The 24,159-nt window shown below is 69.9% G+C and carries 15 protein-coding genes; 9 read left to right on the top strand and 6 right to left on the bottom strand.

What is annotated here, in order from left to right:
• Positions 1-303: 303 nt before the first annotated feature.
• The 3 genes from I6A60_RS17165 to I6A60_RS17155 are packed head-to-tail and all read left to right on the top strand — an operon-like array spanning position 304 to position 5,803.
• Complete coding sequence (locus I6A60_RS17165) at positions 304-1,461, top strand: UDP-glucose--hexose-1-phosphate uridylyltransferase (protein ID WP_203023475.1); 1,158 nt, start codon at positions 304-306, stop codon at positions 1,459-1,461.
• A complete protein-coding gene (galK, locus tag I6A60_RS17160; RefSeq protein WP_203023474.1) occupies positions 1,458-2,744 on the top strand; it encodes a galactokinase in 1,287 nt (428 codons plus the stop codon). Before I6A60_RS17165 ends, galK begins: the two co-directional genes overlap by 4 nt.
• Complete coding sequence (locus I6A60_RS17155; protein WP_203023473.1) at positions 2,741-5,803, top strand: glycoside hydrolase family 2 TIM barrel-domain containing protein; 3,063 nt, start codon at positions 2,741-2,743, stop codon at positions 5,801-5,803. The genes galK and I6A60_RS17155 overlap by 4 nt, the downstream gene beginning before the upstream one ends.
• A 60-nt stretch (positions 5,804-5,863) precedes the next feature.
• Here the strand turns inward: I6A60_RS17155 and I6A60_RS17150 are convergent, their stop codons facing one another.
• A complete protein-coding gene (locus I6A60_RS17150) occupies positions 5,864-6,451 on the bottom strand; it encodes a carboxymuconolactone decarboxylase family protein (RefSeq protein WP_203023472.1) in 588 nt (195 codons plus the stop codon).
• Between the two features lie 27 nt (positions 6,452-6,478).
• Positions 6,479-9,010: an alpha-L-rhamnosidase gene (locus tag I6A60_RS17145; protein WP_238435618.1), complete on the bottom strand. Its 2,532-nt coding sequence runs from the start codon at positions 9,008-9,010 to the stop codon at positions 6,479-6,481.
• Positions 9,011-9,369: 359 nt separating this feature from the next.
• On the opposite strand from I6A60_RS17145, the gene I6A60_RS17140 reads away from it, so the two are divergent.
• Both I6A60_RS17140 and I6A60_RS17135 read left to right on the top strand, forming a co-directional pair.
• Positions 9,370-10,395 (top strand): Gfo/Idh/MocA family protein, encoded by a 1,026-nt coding sequence (locus I6A60_RS17140; RefSeq protein WP_238435617.1) that lies wholly within the window; start codon positions 9,370-9,372, stop codon positions 10,393-10,395.
• Between the two features lie 789 nt (positions 10,396-11,184).
• A complete protein-coding gene (locus I6A60_RS17135) occupies positions 11,185-11,592 on the top strand; it encodes a GMC family oxidoreductase (RefSeq protein ID WP_203023470.1) in 408 nt (135 codons plus the stop codon).
• 85 nt (positions 11,593-11,677) lie between these two features.
• Here the strand turns inward: I6A60_RS17135 and I6A60_RS17130 are convergent, their stop codons facing one another.
• The gene (locus I6A60_RS17130; protein WP_203023469.1) at positions 11,678-12,496 is read right to left on the bottom strand and encodes a phytanoyl-CoA dioxygenase family protein; all 819 of its coding nucleotides are present in this window, start codon (positions 12,494-12,496) and stop codon (positions 11,678-11,680) included.
• Between the two features lie 70 nt (positions 12,497-12,566).
• On the opposite strand from I6A60_RS17130, the gene I6A60_RS17125 reads away from it, so the two are divergent.
• A complete protein-coding gene (locus I6A60_RS17125) occupies positions 12,567-13,757 on the top strand; it encodes an ROK family protein (RefSeq protein WP_203042353.1) in 1,191 nt (396 codons plus the stop codon).
• On the opposite strand, the gene I6A60_RS17120 is transcribed toward I6A60_RS17125, so the two are convergent.
• Together I6A60_RS17120 and I6A60_RS17115 are read right to left on the bottom strand one after the other, a co-directional pair.
• Positions 13,736-15,352 (bottom strand): GH116 family glycosyl hydrolase, encoded by a 1,617-nt coding sequence (locus tag I6A60_RS17120; protein WP_203023824.1) that lies wholly within the window; start codon positions 15,350-15,352, stop codon positions 13,736-13,738. The two genes, I6A60_RS17125 and I6A60_RS17120, sit on opposite strands and share 22 nt — an antisense overlap.
• A 58-nt stretch (positions 15,353-15,410) precedes the next feature.
• Positions 15,411-16,466 carry a GH116 family glycosyl-hydrolase gene (locus I6A60_RS17115; RefSeq protein WP_203023823.1) on the bottom strand — a complete coding sequence of 352 codons (1,056 nt, stop codon included), beginning with the start codon at positions 16,464-16,466 and terminating at the stop codon, positions 15,411-15,413.
• Positions 16,467-17,108: 642 nt separating this feature from the next.
• Here I6A60_RS17115 and I6A60_RS17110 point away from each other — a divergent pair.
• From I6A60_RS17110 to I6A60_RS17100, 3 genes are all read left to right on the top strand, one after another.
• The gene (locus I6A60_RS17110) at positions 17,109-19,307 is read left to right on the top strand and encodes a PKD domain-containing protein (RefSeq protein ID WP_238435616.1); all 2,199 of its coding nucleotides are present in this window, start codon (positions 17,109-17,111) and stop codon (positions 19,305-19,307) included.
• A 345-nt stretch (positions 19,308-19,652) separates the two neighbouring features.
• Positions 19,653-20,999 carry a right-handed parallel beta-helix repeat-containing protein gene (locus I6A60_RS17105; protein WP_203055650.1) on the top strand — a complete coding sequence of 449 codons (1,347 nt, stop codon included), beginning with the start codon at positions 19,653-19,655 and terminating at the stop codon, positions 20,997-20,999.
• Positions 21,000-21,325: 326 nt separating this feature from the next.
• Positions 21,326-23,101 (top strand): DUF5605 domain-containing protein, encoded by a 1,776-nt coding sequence (locus tag I6A60_RS17100; protein WP_203023863.1) that lies wholly within the window; start codon positions 21,326-21,328, stop codon positions 23,099-23,101.
• Positions 23,102-23,242: 141 nt separating this feature from the next.
• Here the strand turns inward: I6A60_RS17100 and I6A60_RS17095 are convergent, their stop codons facing one another.
• Positions 23,243-24,145, bottom strand: coding sequence for a PD40 domain-containing protein (locus I6A60_RS17095; protein ID WP_203023862.1), 903 nt, complete (start codon positions 24,143-24,145; stop codon positions 23,243-23,245).
• Positions 24,146-24,159 lie beyond the last annotated feature (14 nt).

The following is a 24,159-nucleotide window of genomic DNA, read 5'->3' as shown; positions in this document are numbered from 1 at the left end:
ATCGCTGTTTTCGCCCTCTGGTGGCTGCGAAACAGCGCCGAACACGACCATCAGAGGGCCGAAACGGCGATCACCGGAGGCCAGGGTCGGGGGAACCTCGTCGGAGGTGGCGCTCGCCGTCGTCGGCGCCCGGCAGTGTTCGCGAGTAGCCCACACCAGGCCCCATCTGGTACATGTACGCGGTGACTAGCGCGCACTAGCCCACTCATCACGTGAACCGGAAGGCCGGACGATGCCGCCGAACGACGCCTCAGAACACGTGTCGCAGCGCGAGGTGCGCACGTCAGCCCAGGAACTGGCCTAGTGCACCCGCCGGCCCCTTACCCGCCGGGTGGAGAGCCGTCTGACACTCCCCCGCCGTCGCACCGGCGGTTCGACCCGCTGCGGGGCAGGTGGATTCTGGTGTCCGCCGGCCGGGATCGACGGCCGTGGTCCGGTGACAGTCAGGCTGTCAGCCCGCCAGAGGTCGCGAGCCACGACGCGACGTGCCCGCTGTGCCCCGGCAACCTCCGCAACCTCGGCAATCCGGGCGACCGTGCCGGATCCGAGATCCGGAATCCCGCCTACGTCGGCCCGCACGTGTTCGCCAACGACTTCCCGGCCCTGCGGCCCGACGCCGACCGTCCTCCCACTGAGCAGGACCGGCGCGCGGCGTCCACGCCCACAGCCGGCGGCCTCGATGTCGGCGAGCTGCTGCGGTCCGAGCCGGAGGCTGGTGTCTGCCGGGTGCTGTGCTTCGGCCCGCGCCATGACCGGCACCTCGCCGCGATGTCCGACGGCGAGCTGGGCGCGGTCGTCGACACGTGGATCGACCAGGCCACCGAACTCGGCCGGCAGTGGCGGTGGGTCCAGATCTTCGAGAACCGGGGTGCCGCGATGGGGGCCTCCAGCCCGCATCCGCACGGCCAGGTCTGGGCCAGCGCCTCGCTGCCCGACGAGCCCGCCGCCGAGGACGCCCGCCAGCTCGACTACCTGCGCCGACACGGCCGACGCCTGCTGGTCGACTACGCCGAGGTCGAACGCGCCAAAGACGAACGGGTCGTGGCCGCGAACAGTGACTGGCTCGCGGTCGTGCCGTACTGGGCCGTCTGGCCGTTCGAGACCATGCTCGTCCCCGTCCGCCCCGTCGCGAGCCTCCCGGAGCTGGACCACGAACTGCGAGGCAGCCTAGTCGCGATCATCCGGGCCTTGCTGGCGGCCTACGACGGTCTGTTCGGGGTGCCGTTCCCGTACTCGATGGGCTGGCACGGCGCGCCTGGGCCCACAGGCGCGGACTCGACCCAAACCCGGTCGGGCGCGCGGGACCACTGGCAGCTGCACGCGCACTTCTATCCGCCGCTGCTCCGGTCGGCCTCCGTCCGGAAGTTCCTCGTCGGCTACGAGATGCTCGCCGGCGCCCAGCGCGACATCACCCCGGAGCGGGCGGCGGCGATGCTGCGCGCCGTCGCGAGGTCGTCGTGACGGCCGAGGCTCCGGACGCCGCGCGGCGGGCCGTGGCGGCGTTCGTCGAAACCTTCGGCGCCGCGCCCCGCTATCTGGTGCGCTCGCCGGGCCGGGTGAACCTGATCGGCGAGCACACCGACTACAACGACGGGCTCTGCCTGCCGGTGGCCGTCGGCCTGGAGCTGTGCCTCGCGTTCAGCCCGGCGGAGCCGACGGATGAGGCTGCCGCCCTCATCGAGGTGTTCTCCGAGGATCGCGATGCGCCGGCACGCGTTCACCTGCCGCCACCCGTGCTGTCCGCGTCCGGTCCGCCAGGCCGGGCGGCGCGGGCGCAGGCCGGCTGGACCGGGTACGTCGAGGGCGTGGTCGCGGCCATGGGGTCCGCCGCGGGCGCAGGCGCGTCCCAAGCAGGCGCGGACGCGTCCCGAGGGTGGTTCGGGACGCTGGCCAGCGACCTGCCGGCCGGGGCGGGGCTGTCGTCGTCCGCCGCCCTGGAGCTCGCCGTCGCCCGCGCCTGCGCGGTCACCTGGCGGCAGGACTGGGACCCGGTCGAGGCGGCCAGGCTTGCCCACCGGGCGGAGAACCACTGGGTGGGCGCCGCGACCGGGCTGCTCGACCAGCTGGCCTGCGCCACCTCGACGGCCGGCCACGCACTGCGGATCGACTTCCGCGACCTCACGACGCTCCCGGTCGCGGTGCCGGACTCGGTGGTCGTGGCGATCGTGGACACCGGTACCCGCCGTGACCTGGTGACCAGCGCCTACGGCCAACGCCGCGCCGAATGCGAGCGCGCCGCCGCCCGGCTCGGCGTCGACAGCCTGCGCGACCTCGCGGACCGCCTGCCCGCCGACGCGGCGGACCGCCTCGATCCGGTGGAGCTGCGCCGGGCTCGGCACATCGTCACCGAGAACACCCGGGTCCAGGAGGTCGTCGCCGCGCTGCTGCGATCGGACCTCGCGCACGCCGGGGCGGTGCTGCTCGACGGTCACCGGTCCCTGCGCGACGACTTCGAGGTCTGCGGCCCCGAGCTCGACGCGGCCGTCGCCGCCTGCCGCACCGCTCCAGGCTGCCACGGCGCCCGGATGACCGGCGGCGGCTTCGCCGGCTGCGTCATCGCGCTGATCGACGCCCGTTCGGCCGACACGTTCACCGAGGCGGTCCTCCGTGGCTATCGCGCCGCGACCGGACGGGACGGCGTCGTTCACCTCTGCCGGCCGGTCGGCGGGACCTCGCTGATTCCCGTCCAGGAGCACCTGCCGCGCACCACCAACGATTCGACGAAGGAGAGCGGCCAAGAATGACCGTGAACGTGGCCGGCCTGGCCGCCGTCCAGCCGTGGGACGCGCCCGAGCTCGTCTCCTGGAATCGCGTGCCGATGCACGCGATGCCGCATCCCGAGCGGCTCGTTCTGGACGGCGTCTGGGATTTTCAGCTGCTGCCCGACCCACGCGCCGAACGTTCCGAGCAGTGGCGGCCGGTCGAGGTGCCGGGTCTGTGGACGATGCGGGACAGCGGGGATCGTCCGCAGTACACGAACGTCGTCCTGCCGTTCGACGCCCCCTATCCGCACCCGCCGGAGGCGAATCCGACCGGGGTCTACCGGCGGCAGTTCACCGCGGGCGACTGGGTGGGTCGGCGGGTCGTCCTGCACGTCGGCGCGGCGGAGAGCGTGCTGCTGGTGCGGCTGAACGGCGACGACGTCGGGTTCAGCAAGGACTCGCACCTCGCGGCCGAGTTCGACGTCACCGGATTCGTCCGGCCGGGCGCGAACGACCTGGAGCTGACGGTCGTGAAATGGTCGGACGCCACCTACGTCGAGGACCAGGACCAGTGGTGGCACGGCGGCATCGCCCGCTCGGTGTACCTCTACACCACCGCCCCCACCTACCTGGCCGACCTCCAGGCGGTGGCCGACTTCGACGCGACGACGGCGACGGGCGGCCTGCGGCTTGACGTGACCGTCGGCGGCTCCGGGGAGCCCGCCCCCGGCTGGACGGTACGCACCCGCCTCGTCAGTCTGTTCGAACCGGCGCCGCTGGGCGTCCCGGGCGGAAGCGCCGGAGCGGGCGTTCCGCAGGGCAGCTCCGGCTCCGGGTACCCGGAGCAGCCGCCGCCTTCGGTGATCCCCGCCGGCCTGCTGGATCTGCTGTCGCTGTCCGCGTCGGGAGCGCCGCTGTCCGCCGAGCAGCGGACGAGAGCGCGCCGGATGCAGGACCGCGCGCTGCCGCCCCGGACCGGCCTCGTGCGTTTCGAGAGCGAGGGCCTCGCGGTCACGCCGTGGTCGGCCGAGAACCCGTCCCTGTATCCGCTGGAGGTCGAGCTCGTCGCCCCGGACGGCGCGGTCGTCGAGCAGGTGACAGTCCGGGTCGGTTTCCGGCGGGTCGAGATCCGCGGCCGGGACCTGCTGGTCAACGGCGGTCGGGTCTGGATTCAGGGCGTGAACCGGCACGACTTCAACGCGCGGACCGGCCGAGTCATCACCGAGGAGCAGCTCCGCGCCGAGCTGCGCCTGCTCAAGACGTTCAACGTCAACGCGGTCCGCACTTCCCACTACCCGAACGACCCGCGTTTCCTCGACCTGTGCGACGAGTACGGCCTGTACGTCGTGGCCGAGGCGAACATCGAGGCCCACGCCTTTCCCGGGACGGTCAGCGCCGACCCGCGCTACCTCGGGGCGTTCGTCGACCGGGTGTCCCGCATGGTGCTCCGCGACAAGAACCATCCCTCGGTGCTGCTCTGGTCACTCGGCAACGAGAGTGGCTACGGCCCCAACCACGACGCCGCCGCCGGCTGGACCCGTCGGTACGACCCGACCCGGCCGCTGCACTACGAAGGGGCGATCAACGACGACTGGTTCGGCGGCCACCACGCCAGCGACGTCGTCTGCCCCATGTACCCCGTCCCCGACGCGCTGCGCGCCTACGCGGCGCACCCCGACGCGGACCGGCCGGTCATTCTCTGCGAGTACGCCTACTCGCAGGGCAACTCCACCGGCGGGCTCGGCGCCTACTGGGACCTGTTCGAATCCACCCCCGGCCTGCAGGGCGGATTCATCTGGGAGCTCTACGACCACGGCCTCGACCCCGACGGCGACGGCCGGTTCCGCTACGGCGGGGACTTCGGCGACCAGCCCAACGACGGCATCATCTGCATCAACGGCGTCCTGTTCTCCGACGGCAGTCCGAAGCCCGCCTTCCACGAGGCGCGCCACCTGTTCGCTCCCGTCCGCGCCCTGTCCGGCCCGGACGAAGCCCGGCTCGGACGCGTACGGCTGAAGAACCGGCAGACCTTCGAGGACCTGTCCCGATTCCGCCTTGCGCTGCAGGTCGACCGGGTCGACGGGCCCGGCGAGCAGTTCCTGGTCGCGCCACCGGAAATCCCCGCCGGCGGGGAGGGCCGTCTCGATCTTCCCGCGGCCGTCGTCGAGCAGCTCGCCCGGCCGGACGCCGTCGCGCTCACCCTCATCGTCCTGCTCGCCGAAACCACCCCGTGGGCCGAGGAGGGCACCGAACTCGCCCGTCTTCAGGTCCCGCTCGACCGGGCCCTGCCTGCACGGACCGAAACGCGTCCCGCCACCGGCGTGGTGACTCTGGACGGCGACGGCCTGCTGCTCCACCCCGCCCTCAGCGCCCCGCCCGTGTTGTCGTTCTGGCGGGCGCCGACCGACAACGACGCGTCCTTCCCCCTGGACTCCAGGTTCGTGCGGACCGGCCTGTTCCGCGTCACCCGCACCTTGATCGACCACAAGGTCACCGGGTCGACCGCGGCGATCGTCAGCCGCTACACGGCCGCCTACGGCGCGGTGATCGAACACCAGCAGCAGATCACCGCCCTGTCGGACACCACCTTCCGGTTCGACGAGCACGTGGTCCTGCCCCCGGAGCTGGACGACGTTCCGCGGCTGGGCATCGTCTTCGCCACCGTCCCCGGGTACGAGCACCTGAGCTGGCTCGGCCTCGGACCCCACGAGACCTACCCGGACCGCAAGCGATCAGGGCTGCTCGGCCGGTGGACCGCCCAGGTCGGCGACCTGTTCGTGCCCTACCTGCTCCCGCAGGAGAACGGCGGCAGGGCTGACGTCCGCGAACTCACCCTCACCGGACCCGACGGCCACCGGATCACCGTCAGCCCCGACCGACCCATGCAGCTGAACGTCTCGCATTTCCGGGCCAGCGACCTTGAGGCTGCCCGACACGTCTGGGAGCTCACCCCACGCGGCGAGACCTTCGTCCACCTCGACCTCGCCCACCGGGGTCTCGGCACCGCGGCCCTCGGCCCCGACACGCTCCCCCAGCACCGGATCTCCGCCGGCGAGTACCACTGGACCTGGTGCCTCGAGTTCGCCGACCCGCGGAACTGACGACCGGCAGCGGCGGCCGGAACACCGTGGAGTTGGTGATCCGGCCGCCGCGAGGCCGGTCTATGACTGCCGGCGGCCGATGACCTCACGCAGATCGTCGTCGATCTCGATGTCGAACGAACTGATCATGTAGGCCAGCGTCTCGTACGCACCCACCGTGAAGATCACATCCAGGATCTGCTTGACCTCAAGCTTCTCGACCAGAACCGTCCAGGTCCCGTCGCCGATCCTGCCGTCGACGATCAGCTCATCCACCGCCCGCAGGATCGCCGCGTCCAGCGGGTCCCACAGCGGCGCGTCCGGCCCGAGCGCGATCCGCTGGATCTCCTCATCCGACAGGCCCGCGTCCCGCGCGATGAACGTGTGCTGCAGCCACTCGTAGCCCGCCTTGCGCAGCGCCGAGACCCGCAGCACGATCAGCTCGCGCTGACGGTCGGACAGCGTGCTCGTCGACAGGATGTGCCCGTTGAACGTGAAGAACGCCTGCGCCAACGTCGTGTGATGCGCATAGACCCCGAGCGTGTTCAGAGCCTTCGAACGGCCCTCCGGCGACAGCCGGGCGGGCGTGCCCGGCGGCTCCAGCGCAGCCAGCACCTGCCGCATCTCCTTCGGCCACTGCTTGAGCGGAAGCGGCTCGATGCGTGCCATGCGATGTCCCCTTGTCGATGATCGACGTCAGCTTTGGGCGGGTTCCGCCTGGAGTGTGGCGATCAGATCGGCCTCCAGGCCGGGAGCGCTGGCGGAGAAGTACTCCAGCAGGGCGCGCAGGTTGGGCAGGGATGGTTCGGACCCGCTGTTGGCGCCGGCGAACTGCGGGAGATGTCTGCCGATCACCTCATGGAGCCGGGGCCAGAGCACGTCGTCGGCGAACAGCTCCTTGAGCGGCGTGTCCAGGGAGTAGGCGCGCGGCGCTGGGACCGGAATCTCGTAGCGCCACTGATGGGTTCCCGGCCCGACCGAGTCCGTCAGCTGGTCGGGGTGATCAGGCAGCACGACGTCGGCGGCCGTGTCCGGCGGGACGGTGGCGTCGAGCGACACGGACCCGGTGGGTTCCAGCCGCCACGCGACGCGTACCTGCCCGTGAGGCGTGTCGTGCACGAGCGTGGCGTGGGTGAGACCGCCGCCGGGCCTCGGGGCGATCCGCATGCGCCGGTAGCCGGGTTCGGTGGAGGAAAGGCCGCCGACGACGCGGTGCAGCCAGTCGGCGATCGCGCCGAGGGCGTAGTGGTTGAGCGAGGTCATGCCGGTGTCGTTGAGCGTGCCGTCCGGCTGGATCGCGTCCCAGCGCTCCCAGACGGTGGTCGCGCCCTGCGTCACGGGATAGAGGAAGGACGGGCATTCGGTCCGCAGCAGCAGCCGGTAGGCGGTGTCGAGCTGGTCGGTGCGGCTGAGGGCGTGCCCAACCAGGGGCGTTCCGGCGAATCCGGTGCTGATCCGGTACTCGGCCTTGGTGACCAGGTCGGCGAGGCGGCGCCCGGCGTGGGCCTGTTGGGCCGGGTCCAGGAGGTCGAAGCAGATCGCCAGCGCGTAGGCGGTGACGGTGTCGTTCGCGACCAGGCCGGCGGGGGTGACCCACTCGTCGCGGAACGCCCCGCGAACACGCTCGTGCAGCGCCGAATAGCGCTCGGCGTCGCCGGCGTGGCCCAGTACCTCGGCCGTCCGCGCCAGCTGCCAACTCACCTGGCTGAGGTAGGCGTTCGCGACTAGGTAGGGGTCCGTCTTGCCGCCGGCCGGGTTGTTCGGGGGTGCGTCCGGGTCGAGCCAGTCGCCGAACTGGAACCCGGTGCTCCACAGGCCCCGCTCGTCCAGCCTGGTCGCCACGCTGTCGACGAAGGCGCGCATGGACCCGTACTGGCGGGTGAGGATCCCCGCGTCTCCATACTGCTGGTACAGCGCCCACGGGAGGCTGACCGCGACGTCGCCCCACAGCGCGGTCGGTGTCGAGATCGGCATCCCGCCGACGTCCGGGACCACCAGCGGCACATGGCCCTGCGCGCGTTGGTCGGCGGCGAGGTCGGTGAGCCACGAGCCCAGCATGGCGCTCACGTCGTAGAGGAAGGCCGCCGTCGGGGCGAAGGCGTTGAGGTCGCCGGTCCACCCGAGCCGTTCGTCGCGCTGCGGGCAGTCGGTCGGCACGCCGACGAAGTTGCCGCGCATGGACCAGACGACGTTGCGGTGCAGCTGGTTCACCAGCTCGTTCGAGGTCTCGAACCAGCCGGTGCGGCGCAGGTCCGTATGGATGACCACGGCCGTCAGCGCGCCCGCGTCCAGCCCGCCGGGCCAGCCCTCGACGTCGACATAGCGGAAGCCGTGGAAGGTGAAACGCGGTTCCCAGGTCTCCGGGCCGCCGCCGCGCAGGACGTACCGATCGGTCGCGAGCGCCGTGCGGTTGGTCCGGAAGTCGGCCTCGCAGTCGATCAGCGTCTCGGCGTGCCGCAGGGTGAGGACGGTGCCGGCCTCGCCACGCACGGTCAGCCGGACCCAGCCGGACAGGTTCTGGCCGAAGTCGACGACCGTCCGCCCGGCCGGGGTCGTGAGGACCTCGACCGCGGGCAGTTCCTGCACCCGTCGGATCGGCGGCGCGCTCGGGGCGACCAACGTGGTCAGGTCACGGTCGACCACGTCGACCGGCGACCAGCCCGAGTCGTCGAAGCCCGGCTCGGACCAGCCGGCCGGCTCGCGGCGGGCGTCGAACGTCTCGCCGTCGTAGAGGCTGTCCGCGAGGATCGCCCCGGTGCCCGCCCGCCAGTCGGCGCCGCTGCCGACGACGTCCACACAGTCGCCGTAGTCGAGCTCGAGCTGCGCGAAACCGGCGGGCCGATCCGCCCAGACGGACCGCTTGCCCTCCTCCCAGGTCAGCCTGCCCACGGCCCAGCCCTCGCCGAGGATCAGGCCCAGCGCGTTGGCACCCGCTGCCAGCAGGTCCGTGACGTCGTGGCTGCTGACGACCAGTCGGTGACGATAGGACGTCCAGCCCGGGGCGAGGACCTCGTCGCCCACCCGGGTGCCGTTCACGTGCGCCTCGACCAGGCCCAGCGCGGTCACGCGCAGCGTCGCTCTCCGTAAACCGCGACCCACGGCGAACTCACGGCGCAGGTAAGGCGCCGGCCTCGACGCCGCCGGCGGGCGGGAGCCGTCGGTGGGAGACGTTATGAAGGCAGCCTGCCAAGGTTCGGTCACGTGACCTCGATCTTCAACGGATCCCATCGACACCACTCCACTAGCGAGGAGCGACGCTAACGGCGGGAACTAGTGCGCGCAAGTACCAGGCGTCCGGCCGCCGAACCGGTCGGCCACCTCCGACGTGACCCCACTCAATCACTCTAGGTGACGATCGGCTCCACTTGCCCGCGCTAGTATCAGACTGCTAGCCTTCACCAGAGCCTCTAATACGCGTTAGTTCCGTGCCGCGCCCGGCACTCCACCGCCAGTCGCCGGGTTTTCGAACCGAGCTTCCGGACCGCTAAAGAGGCGCGTCAAGGGCGATTCTTGCTGCTTACCTGCCCACGCGGGCTCGCCCGCCCGCAAGGGGCCTTGAGAACGAGCCAACGAGAAGGGCGATCACCATGATTCGTTGGGGTGTGGTCGGGCCGGGCGAGATCGCGGCCGGATTCGCGGAAGCGATGCGACTGGTCGACGACGGGGAGATCAGGGCGGTCGCGTCGCGGTCCGTCGAGCGCGCGACGGCCTTTGGTGACAAGTACGAGATTCCGGCCAGATATGGCAGCTACGACGCGCTGGCCGCCGACCCCGACGTCGATGTCGTCTACGTCGCGACCCCGGCGTCGCGGCACGAGCAGGACACCATCGCTTTCCTGGAGGCTGGCAAGCACGTCCTCTGCGAGAAGCCGTTCGCGCTGAATGCCGCGCAGGCCCAGCGGATGGCCGCACTGGCCCGGGCGCGCGGGCTGTTCCTGATGGAGGCGATCTGGAGTCGTTTCCTGCCGGCCTACCGCTCGCTCGCGGACGTTCTCGCCAGCGGACGCATCGGCCAGCCGCTGCTGGTGGAGGCGGACTTCGGAATGCGGTGGCCGTTGCGGCGAGAGGAGCGCCTCTTCGACCCGGAACGTGGCGGCGGCGCGCTGCTCGACCTCGGCATCTACCCGGTCCAGTTGTGCTCACTCGTGCTCGGCAAACCGGAGCAGGTCAGCGCGGTCGGTGTCATCGGCGAGACCGGGGTAGACGAGCAGGTCGCGGCGGTCCTCTGTTATCCCGGCGGCACGCTCGGCGTCGTCAAGGCGGCGATTCGGGTAACGCTGAACTGCACGGCGCGGATCGCCGGTACCGACGGGTCGATTGACATCCCGGCGTTCATGCACTGTCCGACTTCCCTCACCGTCAATACTCGTCCCGGCGGGGCCGAGAAAATCGACGGCTCGCACGAGGGCAACGGGCTGCAGTTCGAGATCGCCGAAGTGCACCGCTGCCTCGGCGCCGGACTGACCGAGAGCCCGGTGATACCACTGGACGAAACGATCAGCATCGCCACCACTCTTGACGCCATCAGCGCCCAGATACCGGCGAGCCCGGCGCGTGCGCTCTCACCGACTCCCGTTCGCACAGAAGCGTCCGATGAGCGGAAGACCCGATGAACCCTCCGCCGTCGCACCGGTCGCTGCTCGAGTTCTACGCGGACCCCGACTCCGGTAGCTGGGAGGAGGTCGGCTACGTCCCTTATCCGCTCGGCCCGCCGGCACCCGACGCACCGACTGTTCCTCGCCCGCGGACGAAAGCGCTCGCCGAACTGCGCGCACACTACGACGCGATCGTCGTGGGAAGCGGGGCCGGCGGCGGCGTCGCCGCTTTCGTGCTGACGGCCGCCGGAGCGTCCGTCCTCATCGTCGAACGCGGTCAGTGGTACGGCGCGCGCGACCTCGAGCCCGACCACATCCGCAACCACCGGTTCTTCCTCGGGGGCGATCTCGACACGCCCCCTGGGCACCCGCGGGCGGTACTGGGTGACGACGGTGAGATCGCCGTCGATTCCACCGACGGCCGCTACCACCACAACGCGATCACCGTAGGGGGTGGTACGCGGTTCTTCGGCGCCCAGGCCTGGCGGTTCCGCCCTGAGGACTTCCGTATGGCGTCTCTGTATGGCGTCCCAGACGGTTCCGCGCTCGCGGACTGGCCGATTGGCTACGACGACCTCGAACCGTTCTACGACCAGGTCGAATGGAAACTCGGAGTGGCCGGCCATCCGCACACCGACGACGGGCACCGGCAACGCGACTATCCGATGCCGCCGTTTCCGCCGACCGCCCAGGCCGCGCTTCTCGCGGCAGGCGCCGCCAAGCTCGGGTGGCCGACGGGACCGGCGCCGCTACTGCTGAACACCCAGCCCCGTGCCGGCCGGGCCGCGTGTATCCGCTGCGGGATGTGTGTCGGCTTCACCTGCCCCGTCGACGCCCGCAACGGCACCCACCGACCACCTCGGCCTGCCCGTGGCCCGATTCGAGGGCCTCCACCACGCCGAGGACCTCCGAACGGTCGCGTTCCTCACCGACCGAGCCGAGGAATGGCTGCGCGCATCCGGCGCGGGCAAGACCTGGCAGATAGGACCGATGAAGGAAAGGACACTCTCCGGAGGCCAGCACCAGGCCGGCACCGCGCGGATGGCCGACTCGCCCCGCTACGGCGCGACCGACCCGTTCGGCAGAGTCTGGGGAACGGACCGCGTCTACGTCGCCGACGCGAGCCTCCACGTCACCAACGGCGGCGCCAACCCCGAACTCACGATCATGGCGCTCGCGTGGCGCACGGCCGCGCACATCGCCGCCGGCGGATGACCTGCCAGGCCAGGCCGGCGGCCGCGTCTCCGGAGCCGCCGCGAGGGGCGGCCGGGGGCAGGGTCGTTCCCGGGACGAGGTGCGCCTACGCGGTCTCCCCCGCCACGCCGACCGCGTCGAGGACGTCCGCCTCGTCGTTGTGGCTGTGGGTGAAGCCTAGGTCGCGTTCGATCCGCACCGTGGCCTCCGATCGATAGGCGAGGATGTAGGCCCGCCGGAAGCCGTCGGTGGTGTTGCCGCCCGAACCGTGCATCACGCGTTCGTTGTGCACGGTGCAGTCGCCACGGCCGATCGGGGTGGGCACGACGTCGTCGCCGGGGCGAAGCTCGGTCCCGAGGGCGTGCGACTCGCCGCGGCCGCCGAACACCGGCGCGTGCGCGCGCAGCTGTCCTTCATGCGTCGTCGCCGGTACGAAGCGCATGCAGCCGTTAGCGAGGGTGGACTCGTCTACGGCCAGCCAGAAGGTCGCGGTGCGCCGGTCCTCGGTGGGCGGCCAGTAGGCCATGTCCTGGTGCCAGGCGAACACCGCGTCGGTCTTGTGGGGCTGCTTCGCGAGCAGCTGGTCGTAGTCGATGGTCATGCCGTCGCCGCACAGCTGCCGGGCGATGTCCGCGGTCCGGCGTTCGTAGACGTTGTCGCGCCAGGCCGGGAAGTACCGGCGGGGCAGCATGACGTTGACGATCGAGTAGTCGGACGGGTCGCGGCCGTAGTCGCCGGCCATGTCGCAGTAGTCCTTGCCGGGCACCTCGATCTCGCGGCGCAGGAACCGGTCGTAGACGACCTCAAGTTCGTCGAGCTCGGCCGCGGTGAGGACCCCGGACAGGTGGACGAAGCCGTCCTCGGCGAACCGCCGCCGGTCCTCGGCGTCGACCACGTACCTGCCGTCGTCGGCCAGTCGGCCCATGTGTCCTCCTCAGGAAGGTCCGCTGCCGCAGCGTAGGAGGTTTTGTTCGACTATGCAATAAAGTCGGCGGATGGCCCTGCCCGCGCATGCCGAGTCCCGGCGGCGCAACCTCGCCGCCGTCCTTCGCCTGCTCCACGAGCGAGGACCGCTGCGCCAGGTCGAGATCAGCGACACGGTCGCCGTCAGCCGCGGCACCGGCATCTCCCTGATCGAGGAGCTGCTCGATCTCGGGCTGCTGGTCGACGCCACCCCCACGGCGCGGGGTACCCGGGGACGGCCCTCTCCGCTCATAGTCGCGTCCGAGGACGTCGTCGCGGTCGCCGCCGAGATCGCCGCCGACACCGCGCGCGTGGACCTGGTGACGCTCGGCGGCTCGATCCAGGTCGCGGAGAGCCTCCCGATCGCCCCGTCCGCCCTCGGCCCCGAAAAGACGCTGCGACGCGTCGTGTCCGCGGTCAGCGACCTGCTCGCGGCGCGCCCGGCGCTGCGGGTCGCCGGCGTCGCCGTCGCCGTGCACGGGGCCGTCGACAGCCAGCGGCGGATCGTGTTCGCGCCGAACCTCGGCTGGGAGGGCGCGGACCTCGCCCCGATCGACGCGCTGCTGCGCGACGCCCTCCCACGCCAGGCCATCCGGCCGGTCGTCGTCGGCAACGACGCCGACCTGGGCGCGCTCGGCGAGCAGCGACGAGGCGCCGGACGCGACTACGCCGACTTCCTCTACCTGTCGGCCGAGCGCGGCATCGGCGGCGGTCTCGTCGCCGGCGGCGCGGTGGTTCTCGGGAGCAACGGCCTCGCCGGCGAGGTCGGGCACCTCAAGGTCGCGGGCGCCACCAGCCCCTGCGGATGCGGGCAGCGTGGCTGCTGGGAGACCGAGATCGGCACCGCGGCCCTCAGCCGGAAGGCGCCGGCAACGTCGAGCGACGTGCTGCTGGCGCGGGCCCAGTCAGGCGACCACTGGGCGGTCGACGTGGTCGAGGACGTCGCGACCTGGCTCGGGTACGGGCTCGGCCTCCTCATCCCGGTCCTGCAGCCCGGCGCTGTGGTACTCGGCGGCCATCTGGCGAGGATCGCGGCGCTCGCCCCTTCCGCTGTCGACCGCGCGATCCACGAGACCTGTCCCCCACGGCTCGCCATGGGCGTCACGATCGTGCCGAGCCGGCTCGGCACGGACTCCGCCCTGATCGGCGCGGCCGAGCTCGCCCTCGGCCCGCTGCTGGACGACCCCGGCTCGCTGTGGGGTCAGCCGCCGCGTGGGCGGTAGTCGAGAGCGTCGATCAGCTGCCAGACGGCTCGTGGACGGGAGTAGCCCGCGTTGCGGTAAGCGGTCAGATCGTTGGAGAACCAGCCGTCCGGGGGGTCGAACGCGTAGCCGTTGTCGGCGACGTCGTAGATCTGGTAGGCGACCGCCTCGCCCATCCGCAGGGCGCTTTTCGCCAGGTCCGTGTCGCCGCGTTTCTTCGCCGTGTAGACGTAGGCCGCGGCCGCCATGTAGTTGGTTCCGATCCAGACCTCGGGTATCTCCGACACGATGTGGGTCATGTCGAGCTTGAAGGGCTTGAGATCCTCGTCCAGGAAGTTGACGGCGCCCATGGAGTGGCCGGTGGCGTCCTTCGAGCTCAGGAAGGCGTCCAGCGTGCTCTTCATGTGTATCTGGGCGTGTTCGAGGTTGATCAGGTCGGGCAGGCCGAGCTGGGCGGCGATTCCCTGGGCGAAGAACGAGTCGAGGAAGACGACGTCCGGGGGCTGGACCGGCTTGAAGGTGTTGAACCTGGTCCCCTCGCGCCCGGCGATGCCGCCAGTTCCGTCGCAGAATCGGTAGCGCCGGGTGGCCGGGTTCCAGAACGTCTTCTCGAACTCCGCCTTGGCCAGCGACAGCTCCTGTTCGAGCGCGTGCTGGGTGTCGACCGAGGCCTCCGCGACGCCGAGCTTGCGGGCGATCGGCGCGAGCGTGACCAGGATCTGGAGCGAAAGCAGGTAGAGCTGGCTGTTGTAGATCCCGTGACCGTCGACCGGAACCTGGTCGTAGGTGTTGGCGGCACTTTCCGAGGGCGGGTCGAGCGGCAGATGCGAGCCGACCAGGCGGAAGGCCTGTGTGTATTTCAGGGTCTTGAGCATGGGCGCGAAACCATAGGTCACCAGGGTGGCGTCCTGGGTCTGCTTGTACAGGGCGTAGGCCCGGTAGATCACCTTGTGTGGACAGTCCCGGTAGAAGTCTCCACCCGTGCCGAGACCGGTTGGGGCCGTCGGAAGGTTTCCCTGCTGTGGTGGCTGCATGCCCGTCACAGCCTGACGTGACAGATACGGGCCGGAGGTGAACGGAATGTTCTCGGGGATCGCTCCGTACGGACTCTGCTCGATCGACTGGAGCCAGGCCAGGACGCGGCCGCGCTCCAGGTTGGGGAAGAGCTTCGTGTAGGAGAGGTAGCCGTAGCTGTCGACGTCCATCTCCTCGGCCGCCGTGTCGCCGCCGCTGGAGCAGTTGATCGTGCCGAAGAGGTGGAGGCCCGGTATCTCGGACCCGAGGCGAGGGCCGCCCGCGGCGAGCTGCTGGGTGGTCTTCACGAGGCCGGACTCCCAGAAGGACGTCATGAAGACCATCTGGTAGAGCTCGTTCAGGGCCGCCTTCCGCAGCCAGACGGGATACCTGGAGCTGCTCGCGATCGGTGTCCACCAGTTCTCGACCGCGGTGAAGGAGCCGTCGCGCCGAGCCAGCTCCCGGTTGGCGATCGTGAAGCTCTGCTTGAAGGGGTACGAGCCGGCGACGTAGTCGTTGGTCGGCGTCTCCTTCCCGCCGAGGAACGCCGTGTACCGGCGCATCCAGGTGGTCTGGCCGCCCCTGTTGTCCGTGTACTGCACCTGTGGGAAGTCCCAGGACAGGGCGAACGGGATGGCGTCGACGCGCCCGGCGCGAGGGTCACGGACACAGCCACCGCCCCAGCCGAGTTCGACGTCTCGATCGCCCGGTTCGGCAGGTCCCCGCGGGTGCCGGCGGCCGAGAACAGCTTGTAGATGTCGCTGCCGTCCCCGTTGGCGTCCCCGACGAGACGTAGCTGACGGTCTGTCCCGGCGCTGGGAGTGCCGCGATGGTCCACTCCGAGGAGGCGGCGTCGACCGTGTTGGCTGGGTCGTCGGCTCCTAGCGTCAGGCCTGCGACGCCGGAGCGCTGGTCCCGGGTGAACCGGGTGTACAGGCCTTGGCGGACGGTCGCCGGTGTGGTGTTCACCTGCGGCGCCGCGTTGGGGAACGTGAACATGACCGAAAGCTGAGCCGGCTGCGACGACGGGTTCTTCAGGAGCACATCGAAGAAGGCGACCGGCATGGAGGTCCGCTCGTCCTCGTGCGCCACGATCGGCGACCAGAACCGGAGCGACACGTCAGAGGTGACGGCGTTCCTGAAGTTCAGCCAGCCAAAGGGGAACAGCGCCCCATACGTTCCGTCGCCGGGCCGCAGCTGGTTCCAGGCCGGGAGGACCGAGCCGAACTTGCGCTGCACCGCGACGTTGTCGTGTGGCGTCGTCAGCGTTCGCACCGTCGGAGCCTGCCCGGCGACCTGCTCGCGGACGTGGAACGCCGCCTGCGGCAGAATTCGCTGCTCCCACCACATGTCCTGGGCGCCGCCGAAGTCCCACGGCCCGAACGTCCCGAACAGGTTGTACATGAAGGAGCCGGCACCGACCCCGCCCAGCGGAATACCCAGCCCCGGCACGCTGAGGCCGTTCCCGGCCGCGAAGCCCCGCGTCAGGTCGCTTTCCGGGCCCCCAGCGCACTGCTGGTCATCAATCGCCGAACAGATGCCCCCCGGTGCCTCGCCGAACGTCCGCACGAAGGCGGCCTCAGGGATCTCCCAGCTGCTCGGCGCCGGGGGGACCTTACGTTCCCGGTCGCAGGAAAGCAGCGAGAGGCCCCCACCGGCGGCTGCGAGTGCCGCGGCTCCGTAGACGCCTCGGCCTACGAAGGATCTTCTCGTCATCGGCCGCGGGGTAGGCATGAGCTATCGCTCCTCGAAATGCTTCGGTTGCGTCGGATGTCGGCGCTGGCCCGGGTCGATCGGCGCCACGACCGTGAGCTGTGCAGGGCTGAGGAACGCTGGAGCGTCAACCGGCCCGCGCCGGCCCCGGCCAGGACACGCATGTTGTTCGCCGACGCGCTCGCGGCCGTCCACGAGGTCGCAAAAATTGGGGCCCGGCATCGCGCCAGGAGAGTGCTCCGGTCGGCGGCTGGAACGGCGGCGAAGCCACCGCGCCTCCGCCCAGCTAGCACGCATTAGCGAGCTGGCGCAGAACCTAGCATCGCGATTTCGACGCGCGCAAGCCGGCCGGGCCCTCGACTTTGCCGGCCTACGGCGACCAGCGGCAGGGCGCCTCCAGCCCTTCCCAAGAAGCACTAGCACGCGCTACGGTCGCCGCCTACCCTAACTCGACCTATACGTCTAGTATCCGTGGCCCCCGGGGATGGTTCCGATGAGCTCGCTGACCGTAGGTCACACCCCGTCAGGTCCCGGCCGGAGCCGAGCGGCGGGCCGGCAGGCACCGTTCCCGACGGTGGCACTCGTGGCGTAGCCCGTGCCAAATAGACCGTCATTCTCGTCGCCACAGCACCTAGCGGAGGAAACATGGCCTTGGCCAGGTATCCAGGCGGCCGCGGCGCGTCCACGCCGCGCCCAGACCCCTTAGCGGGGCTTCGCCAGACCGCCCGATTACTTCCGTCGCTGGCAGCGATCTCAGCGCTGCTGGCGGCCGCCCTGACCGCCTGCGGGTCGAGCGGCGGTTCCAGCGCCTCCTCGTCCACGCCGCCACCCCAGCCGGTCCGGGCTGACACCGGACGGGCGCTGCAGATCAGCAGCGCACCGACCACAGGCCCAGCCTGCACGACGACCGCCGCCGGCGCCCTGCTGGTAACGGCGGCCTGCGTCGATCCGAAACTCAATCAGCCTTACGTCGACAAGGACGAGCACCGGACCGTCACCGACCCACAGTCCAAGGTCTCGGTCGATATCCGCTACGTGCACGGCGGCTTCACAGGCACGAACTCGAAGTTCTCGTTCTACTTCCCGGCGAAGTACCAGGGCCGGTTCTTCGAGTTCACCTACCCGACCATCTCGTTCGAGGACGCGCAGCCCGCGAACGTCGTCTTCGCCGCCCTCAACAACGCCTATGTGGTATCGACGAACAATGACGGCGGCCTGCCGAAGGCCGGCGAGCTCGGCGCATACCGGACCGACGCGGCGTCGGCGAAGTTCTCCCGGGTCGTGGCCGCGCAGGTGTACGCCGACTCCAGCCACCCCCGCGGCTACATCTACGGCCCCAGCGGGGGCGGCTACCAGACGATCGGCGCGTTGGAGAACACGGACGGCGTCTGGGACGGCGGCGTGCCCACCGTGCCCGGGACCCCGAACTCGATCCCGTCGAACATGACCAGCGAGCTGCTCGCGCTGCGCGTCCTGCGGGACAAGCTTCCGCGGATCGCCGACGCCATGGAGCCCGGCGGGAGCGGCAACCCCTATGCCGGCCTGGACGCCGATCAGCAGTCGGCGCTTCGCGAGGTCTCCCGGCTCGGCTTCCCGCTGCGCGGCTGGTGGGACTACGCGAACCTCAACGGAGGCGCCTACTTCGAGGTGGCCGGCGGCATCCGCATCGTCGACCCGACCTACGCGGACGACTTCTGGAGCAAGCTCGGCTACGCGGGCTCCGAACCGTCGGTGCGGGCCGCCCGCGTCCAGGCGGACACGACCGTCTCGGCGGTTGTCGGTTCACCGGTCACCGGCCTGACTCTCACCCAGATGCCGGCCGGGGACCTCAGCTACGCGGATCTCGTCATTACCAGCGGCGCCGCGGCCGGCAAGACGCTCTCCGTCCAGGCCGCGAAGGGCAGCGACGTCACCCTCGTGACCGGTGCGGACGCCTCGGTGACCGCTGCCATCCGCCCGGGTGACCACGTGCGGCTGGACAACTCGTGGACGATCGCGCTCGAGTACTACCCGCGCTATCAGGTTCCGTCGCCCGACATGTACGGCTGGAACCAGTACCGCGACGCCGCCGGCAAACCGCTCTACCCCCAACGCACGGCTCTCACGGGTGCCGTCTTCACCACGGCGACCTCCGGCTCACTCTCGACCGGCGCCTTCCACGGCAAGATGATCATGCTGGGTGACGTGATGGACGCCGAGGCCTACGCCTGGTCGGCGGACTGGTACCGCCAGCGGGTGCAGGCCAGGCAGGGCGCTCGGATGAACGACGACTACCGCATCTGGTACCTGGACAACGCCGGCCACACCGGCCCACCGACCACGAGCTCCCTGGACCACCTCGTCAGTTACGGGGGCGAGGTCGAGCAGGCACTCCTCGACCTGGACGCCTGGGTCGCCGACGGCACCCCGCCGCCGGCCAGCACCGGCTACCACGTCGACGCCGACACGCAGGTCCAGCTCGCTCCCGCCGCGGCGCAGCGCCAGGGCGTCCAGCCGCTCGTCAGCCTGAACATCACCAAGGTCGGCGACAAGACCCTCACGCCTGCTGTCACGGCGGTCGCCGCGCCGGGCCAGAAGGTCAGCCTCACCGCGCACGCACAGGTGCCGTCACGCGCAGGAGAGATCTCCAAGGTCGAGTGGGACTTCGACAGCACCGGGAAGTTCGCGGACGGCACCAAGGTCGACAAGCCCACGGCTGACCTGACCGTGAGCACCTCGCACACCTTCACGACGCCGGGAACGTACTTCGCGGTCGTGCGGGTCACGGCCCAACGCGACGGCGACCAGAAAACGCCCTTCACCCTGATCCAGAACCTCGCGCGGGTCCGCATCGTCGTGAAGTGACAGCCCTAGGCCGGCGATGGTGCCGGCAGCTGGAGGAGCAAGATGCACAAGATCGGTAAGAGGTTATGGCTCTTGTTGGCGACGATCACCGCCGTAGTAGTCGCCGTCATTCTGGCCTCACCCACCTGGGCTTCCGGTGGCAAGTCCCCGTCGGGGGCACAGGACCTGTACGTCGACTGCTCGCGGGCGGCCAATGGGTCCGGCTCCCACAAGCAGCCATTTAACACTGTGGCATCCGTCAACGCTGTCACGCTCACGCCCGGTGCGAACGTGCTGTTCAAGCGAGGGTCAACCTGCGTCGGCGTACTGGCCCCCCACGGGAGCGGAGCGCCAGGGCGGCCAGTCGTGTTCAGCGCCTATGGCGACGCTCGCGGCGCGCGGCCGGCCATCACCGCCGACGCGAGCGGGACGGCGGCGATTCAGCTGGCGGATATGTCCGACGTCGTAGTCCAGGATCTTTCGCTCAGCAACCCGGTCGGTCCGACGACCGCACAGCGCCAAGGCATCCTGGTCACCGCTTCGACGGGGGTCGTCCGAGACGTCCTGGTCCAGCGCCTCTGGGTGCACAACGTCGTGGCGACTACCCGGAACCAGGCAAACGGCAGCGGCGGCATCATCTTCACGGCCCGCGGTTCTCATTTCGAGGGTGTCACGATCCAGGACAACACCGTCACCGACTCCGCGAACGCCGGCATCTCGGTCCTGGGAGGTGGCACCGCACGTCCGGCCGCCGACCAGCCCTGGCCAGACGCGTCGACGAAGGTGCTAGTCACCCGGAACGTCGTCACGCGAGTCCAAGGCAACGGGATCGTCGTGTTCGGCTCCGAGGCGCCGGTGTCATCCTGGAACAAGGTGAGCTACGCCGCGATGGCCAACCGGGACTACCTGGACTTCACCAACCGGGTGTGCAACGTCGGCCTCTGGTTCTTCGATTCCAACAATGGGCTGGCCGAGCACAACGAGGTGTCGCACACCGTCTTCAAGGGCGCCAACGCCGTGACCAACGGCTGCGACGGCGAGGCCTTCGACATCGACTGGAACCAAGACGGCACCGTCTTCCAGTACAACTACAGCCACGACAACGAAGGAAGCTTCGTCCTCATCTGCGCGACCACCTCCCCGCACCGCGGCGCGATCCGGTACAACCTGAGCGTCAACGATGGGTCCGTATACGCGGTGGCACCTTGCGAGAACGCCCTCGACCCGGCCAAGTACAATGCGGATGGCATCAGCATCTACAACAATACCTTCGTGTCACCGGCCCCGAGGTTCGCGGTCGAGGACGACCAGGAGGTGGCGAAGCAGGTGATACCTTTCCTTGGAACGCTCGACTTCAGGAACAACATTCTCTACGCCACCGCCCCTGTCCCCGCCGACAACTACTTCGCCTGCGGGACGAACTGTTCGAACAACCTGTTCTACGGCATGCCGACGTACGGTGCCGCCGCCCTGCAGGCAGACCCCCAGTTCGTCGCACCGAACGTCCGTGGTACAGGGATGGCAGTACCGAGAGCGTTCTCGCTTCGACCGAAGTCGCCCGCCGCCTGCGCCGGCGCGGCCCTAGCTCCCGTGACGGTTCCAGCGTCGGCAGCAAGGACCGACTTCTTCGGACATCGCGTTCAGAACCCGCCGAGCGTCGGATTCGCCGAGAGCCAGTGCCGGCCGTCAGGGGGAGGCCAACCGCAGAAGTAGGCCAGTCCAGAACGGGCTGACGGCCGAGGTGAGACCGCGCTCAGGTAGCCGACGCGTTCGAGACGCTCCATGACGTGAGAACGCGGCAGTGTGAAACGGCCGGGCCCAGTGGGCCCGGGCGGTTGGCGCCGGGGCTTAAGTCTGGCAGGAGGCGGCGGGCCGCGGCTACCTACCAGCCGGGCGGACCAGCCAGGAGAAGGCCGCCTCATCCCCCGACCTGGACGAGGTGGCAACGCCCTGAACTCCGTGCCCGCGACCACGGGCCGCCGCGGCGACCAGGCCCGACGAGGGCACCGGCCGCCCCGCCCCCACCTGGAGGTACAGCCATGACGTTCGGCCGCACATCCCGGGTCCAGGAGGCCTTGGACCACCCCGAGGCCCGCGCCGTGCTCGAACGAGCGCTGCCAGGGCTGGCTGACCATCCGTCCCTCGACATGATCCGAGGATTACCCATCCGCGTCCTCATCGACCGCCTCGCGGCGACCGCGGACGACGAGGCCAAAGCCGCGCGGCTGTGGGAGGAACTCGCCGCGATCGAGACGCCCGCCACGCCGGACGTCGAGGCGCCCGCGATCCTGCCACGGTCCGACTACGAGAGCGATCTGGTCGTCGAGGGGTCCGCGGCCACGACCTTCCCTCGTTCAGCCTCGAAATGGTCGACCTTCGAGATCCGGATCGCGGGCCCGTCGCACGGCAACCCCTTCACCGATGTCGAGCTCACCGCACTGTTCGACACCGACGGTCACACGACAGAGGTCGATGGCTTCTACGACGGCGACGGCCAGTGGGTCCTCCGGTTCCTCCCGGAGGCCACCGGACGCTGGAGCTTCCGGACCACGTCCACCGCCCGTAGCCTCCACGCTCTCACCGGTGAGTTCGAGGTCAGCGAGGCCCTCGCGGGAGACCACGGCCCCGTCCGCGCCGACGGCTTCCACTTCGCCCACGCCGACGGCACGCGACACACCCCGCTCGGCACCACCGCCTACGCCTGGATCCACCAGCCGGCCGACGTCCGGGCAGCGACCCTGCGCACCCTGGCGAGCGCGCCGTTCACCAAGCTGCGCATGACCGTGTTCCCCAAGGGCTACCTCTACAACTCGAACGAGCCGGAGCTCTTCCCCTTCGCGGGCGACAGCACCGGCGGGTTCGACCACACCCGGTTCAACCCCGCGTTCTTCCGGCACCTCGAGGCCACCATCGTCGAGCTCGGGCAGCTGGGCATCGAGGCCGACGTCATCCTGTTCCACCCGTACGACCGGTGGGGATTCGCCGACCTCGGGCGCGCCGCGGACGACCGCTACGTCCAGTACGTCGTCCGGCGCCTGTCAGCGATCCCGAACGTCTGGTGGTCGATGGCCAACGAATACGACCTCATCGCCGCGAAGACCGAGTCGGACTGGGAACGGCTGGCCGCGGTCGTCCGCGCCAACGACCCCGTTCGACACCTCCAGTCGATCCACAACGGACTCACCTTCTACGACCAGTCGCGCGAGTGGATCACCCACGCGAGCGTCCAACGGACCGACACCTACCGCACCGCCGAGAACGTCGACGAGTGGCGGCGCACCTGGGGAAAGCCCGTCGTCGTCGACGAGTGCGGATACGAGGGGAACCTCGAGTACTCCTGGGGAAACATCTCCGGCCAGGAGCTGACGCGCCGCTTCTGGGAGGGCGCGGTCCGCGGCGGGTACGTCGGCCACGGCGAAACCTACTACCGTGACGACGAGCAGATCTGGTGGGCCAAGGGCGGCCTGCTCACCGGCGAGTCCCCGGCCCGTATTCAGTTCCTCCGGAGAATCATCGAGGAAGCACCCGGAGGCGTACTCGAGCCACTCGCTCGCGGCGACGCACCACAGGCGGGAATCGCAGGGGAATTCTATCTCACCTACTTCGGGTTCAACCGCCCCTACTTCTACGATGCGACGCTTCCGGCCGGGAAGGAGTACCGCGTCGACGTCATAGACACCTGGAACATGACGATCGACCCGCTGCCCGCGACCTACCGAGACCGAGTCCGGGTCGACCTGCCGAGCCGCGAGTACCTCGCGGTCCGTGTCGTCGCCGTCGACAGACCCGCCGAGCCGGGCACCCACGCGGCCTAGACGGCCACCGACGCACCTCGGCCGAACCCGCGTCGTCGTGCGGCAACAGGCGAGGCCGTCGGGCTGGCCGGCAACCAGCGCAGCCGTCCAGGCTGGTTGCCGGCCAGCCTCACAGGTGCGCTGGAACCTGGGACGCCCCGCTTACGGTTCCACCTTGTCCGCGTCGTCGCCCGGCAGCGGGTAGGCGACATAGGAGAAGCGGGTCGAGTCGGGGCTCCAACTGTTCACGTTCAGGGTGCCCTGGCCGCCGCGGATCTGCGCCATCGTCCGCGGTGAGGACCAGTCAGGGAGCGCGACAGACCGCAGCTCGACCCAGCGGTCGGCGGGGTGATCGCCGGAGTCCCGCTGGTAGGCGAGATAGGCGGCGCGCCGGCCGTCGGGTGAGAAGTGCGGAAACCAGTGGTCCGCCGCCTCGTCGAAGGTCACGCGCTCGTCCTCGGTCGCGTCAGGGCGCATGCGCGCGATCTGCATGTGACCGTCGAACCGTTCGGTCGTGTAGTAGACCCATTCGCCGTCAGGGGTGAACTCGGGGCCGTTCGCGTTCTCCAAGGGGGTGAGCCTCCTGCGGTTGGTACCGTCGGCGGACATCATGAAGATCCCCGTCTTGGTGACCTCGTAGTTGGCGCGGACCTCCGCCTCGATGTAGGAGAGCTGTGTGCCGTCCGGACTTGCTCCGTGTGCGAAATAGAGCGTTCGCGGGTCGTTTCGCGAGAAGGTCAACGGAACCGCCAGCCCACCGCGGATCGGTGCCCGGTAGATGTTCCAGTCGTTGCAGGAAAGGTAGATGTGTGTTCCGTCCGCGTCCGGAATGTGGTCGTTGTTGAGGTCGGGTACGCCCTCGAACGCGATCGGAGTGAGGTCGCCGTCGAACCGGTATTCCCAGAGCTTCCCGTCGGCGTTGACGAGCATGAGCTCGGGTTCGACCCAGTTCGGGGCCTCGAACAGGAGGTCGTGGCGTTCATAGAGCAGGGTCTGCTTGCCTGTCTCGGTGTCCGCCACCCAGAGCTGGCTTCGCTGGCCGGGGCGTAACCTGCGAGGTTCCACCGTTGCCTCCTCGT

This window comes from Frankia sp. AgB1.9 (genome assembly GCF_016786355.1).
Classification (GTDB): domain Bacteria; phylum Actinomycetota; class Actinomycetes; order Frankiales; family Frankiaceae; genus Pseudofrankia.
This window is presented reverse-complemented; position numbering and strand designations above follow the sequence as displayed.

Bases quoted from the DNA above. Each gene is read 5' to 3' on its own strand.
- I6A60_RS17155 (WP_203023473.1), top strand. From the start codon at position 2,741: ATGACCGTGAACGTGGCCGGCCTGGCCGCCGTCCAGCCGTGGGACGCG.
- I6A60_RS17150 (WP_203023472.1), bottom strand. From the start codon at position 6,451: ATGGCACGCATCGAGCCGCTTCCGCTCAAGCAGTGGCCGAAGGAGATG.
- I6A60_RS17145 (WP_238435618.1), bottom strand. From the start codon at position 9,010: ATGGGATCCGTTGAAGATCGAGGTCACGTGACCGAACCTTGGCAGGCT.
- I6A60_RS17140 (WP_238435617.1), top strand. From the start codon at position 9,370: ATGATTCGTTGGGGTGTGGTCGGGCCGGGCGAGATCGCGGCCGGATTC.
- I6A60_RS17130 (WP_203023469.1), bottom strand. From the start codon at position 12,496: ATGGGCCGACTGGCCGACGACGGCAGGTACGTGGTCGACGCCGAGGAC.
- I6A60_RS17125 (WP_203042353.1), top strand. From the start codon at position 12,567: ATGGCCCTGCCCGCGCATGCCGAGTCCCGGCGGCGCAACCTCGCCGCC.
- I6A60_RS17115 (WP_203023823.1), bottom strand. From the start codon at position 16,466: ATGACGAGAAGATCCTTCGTAGGCCGAGGCGTCTACGGAGCCGCGGCA.
- I6A60_RS17110 (WP_238435616.1), top strand. From the start codon at position 17,109: ATGGCCTTGGCCAGGTATCCAGGCGGCCGCGGCGCGTCCACGCCGCGC.
- I6A60_RS17100 (WP_203023863.1), top strand. From the start codon at position 21,326: ATGACGTTCGGCCGCACATCCCGGGTCCAGGAGGCCTTGGACCACCCC.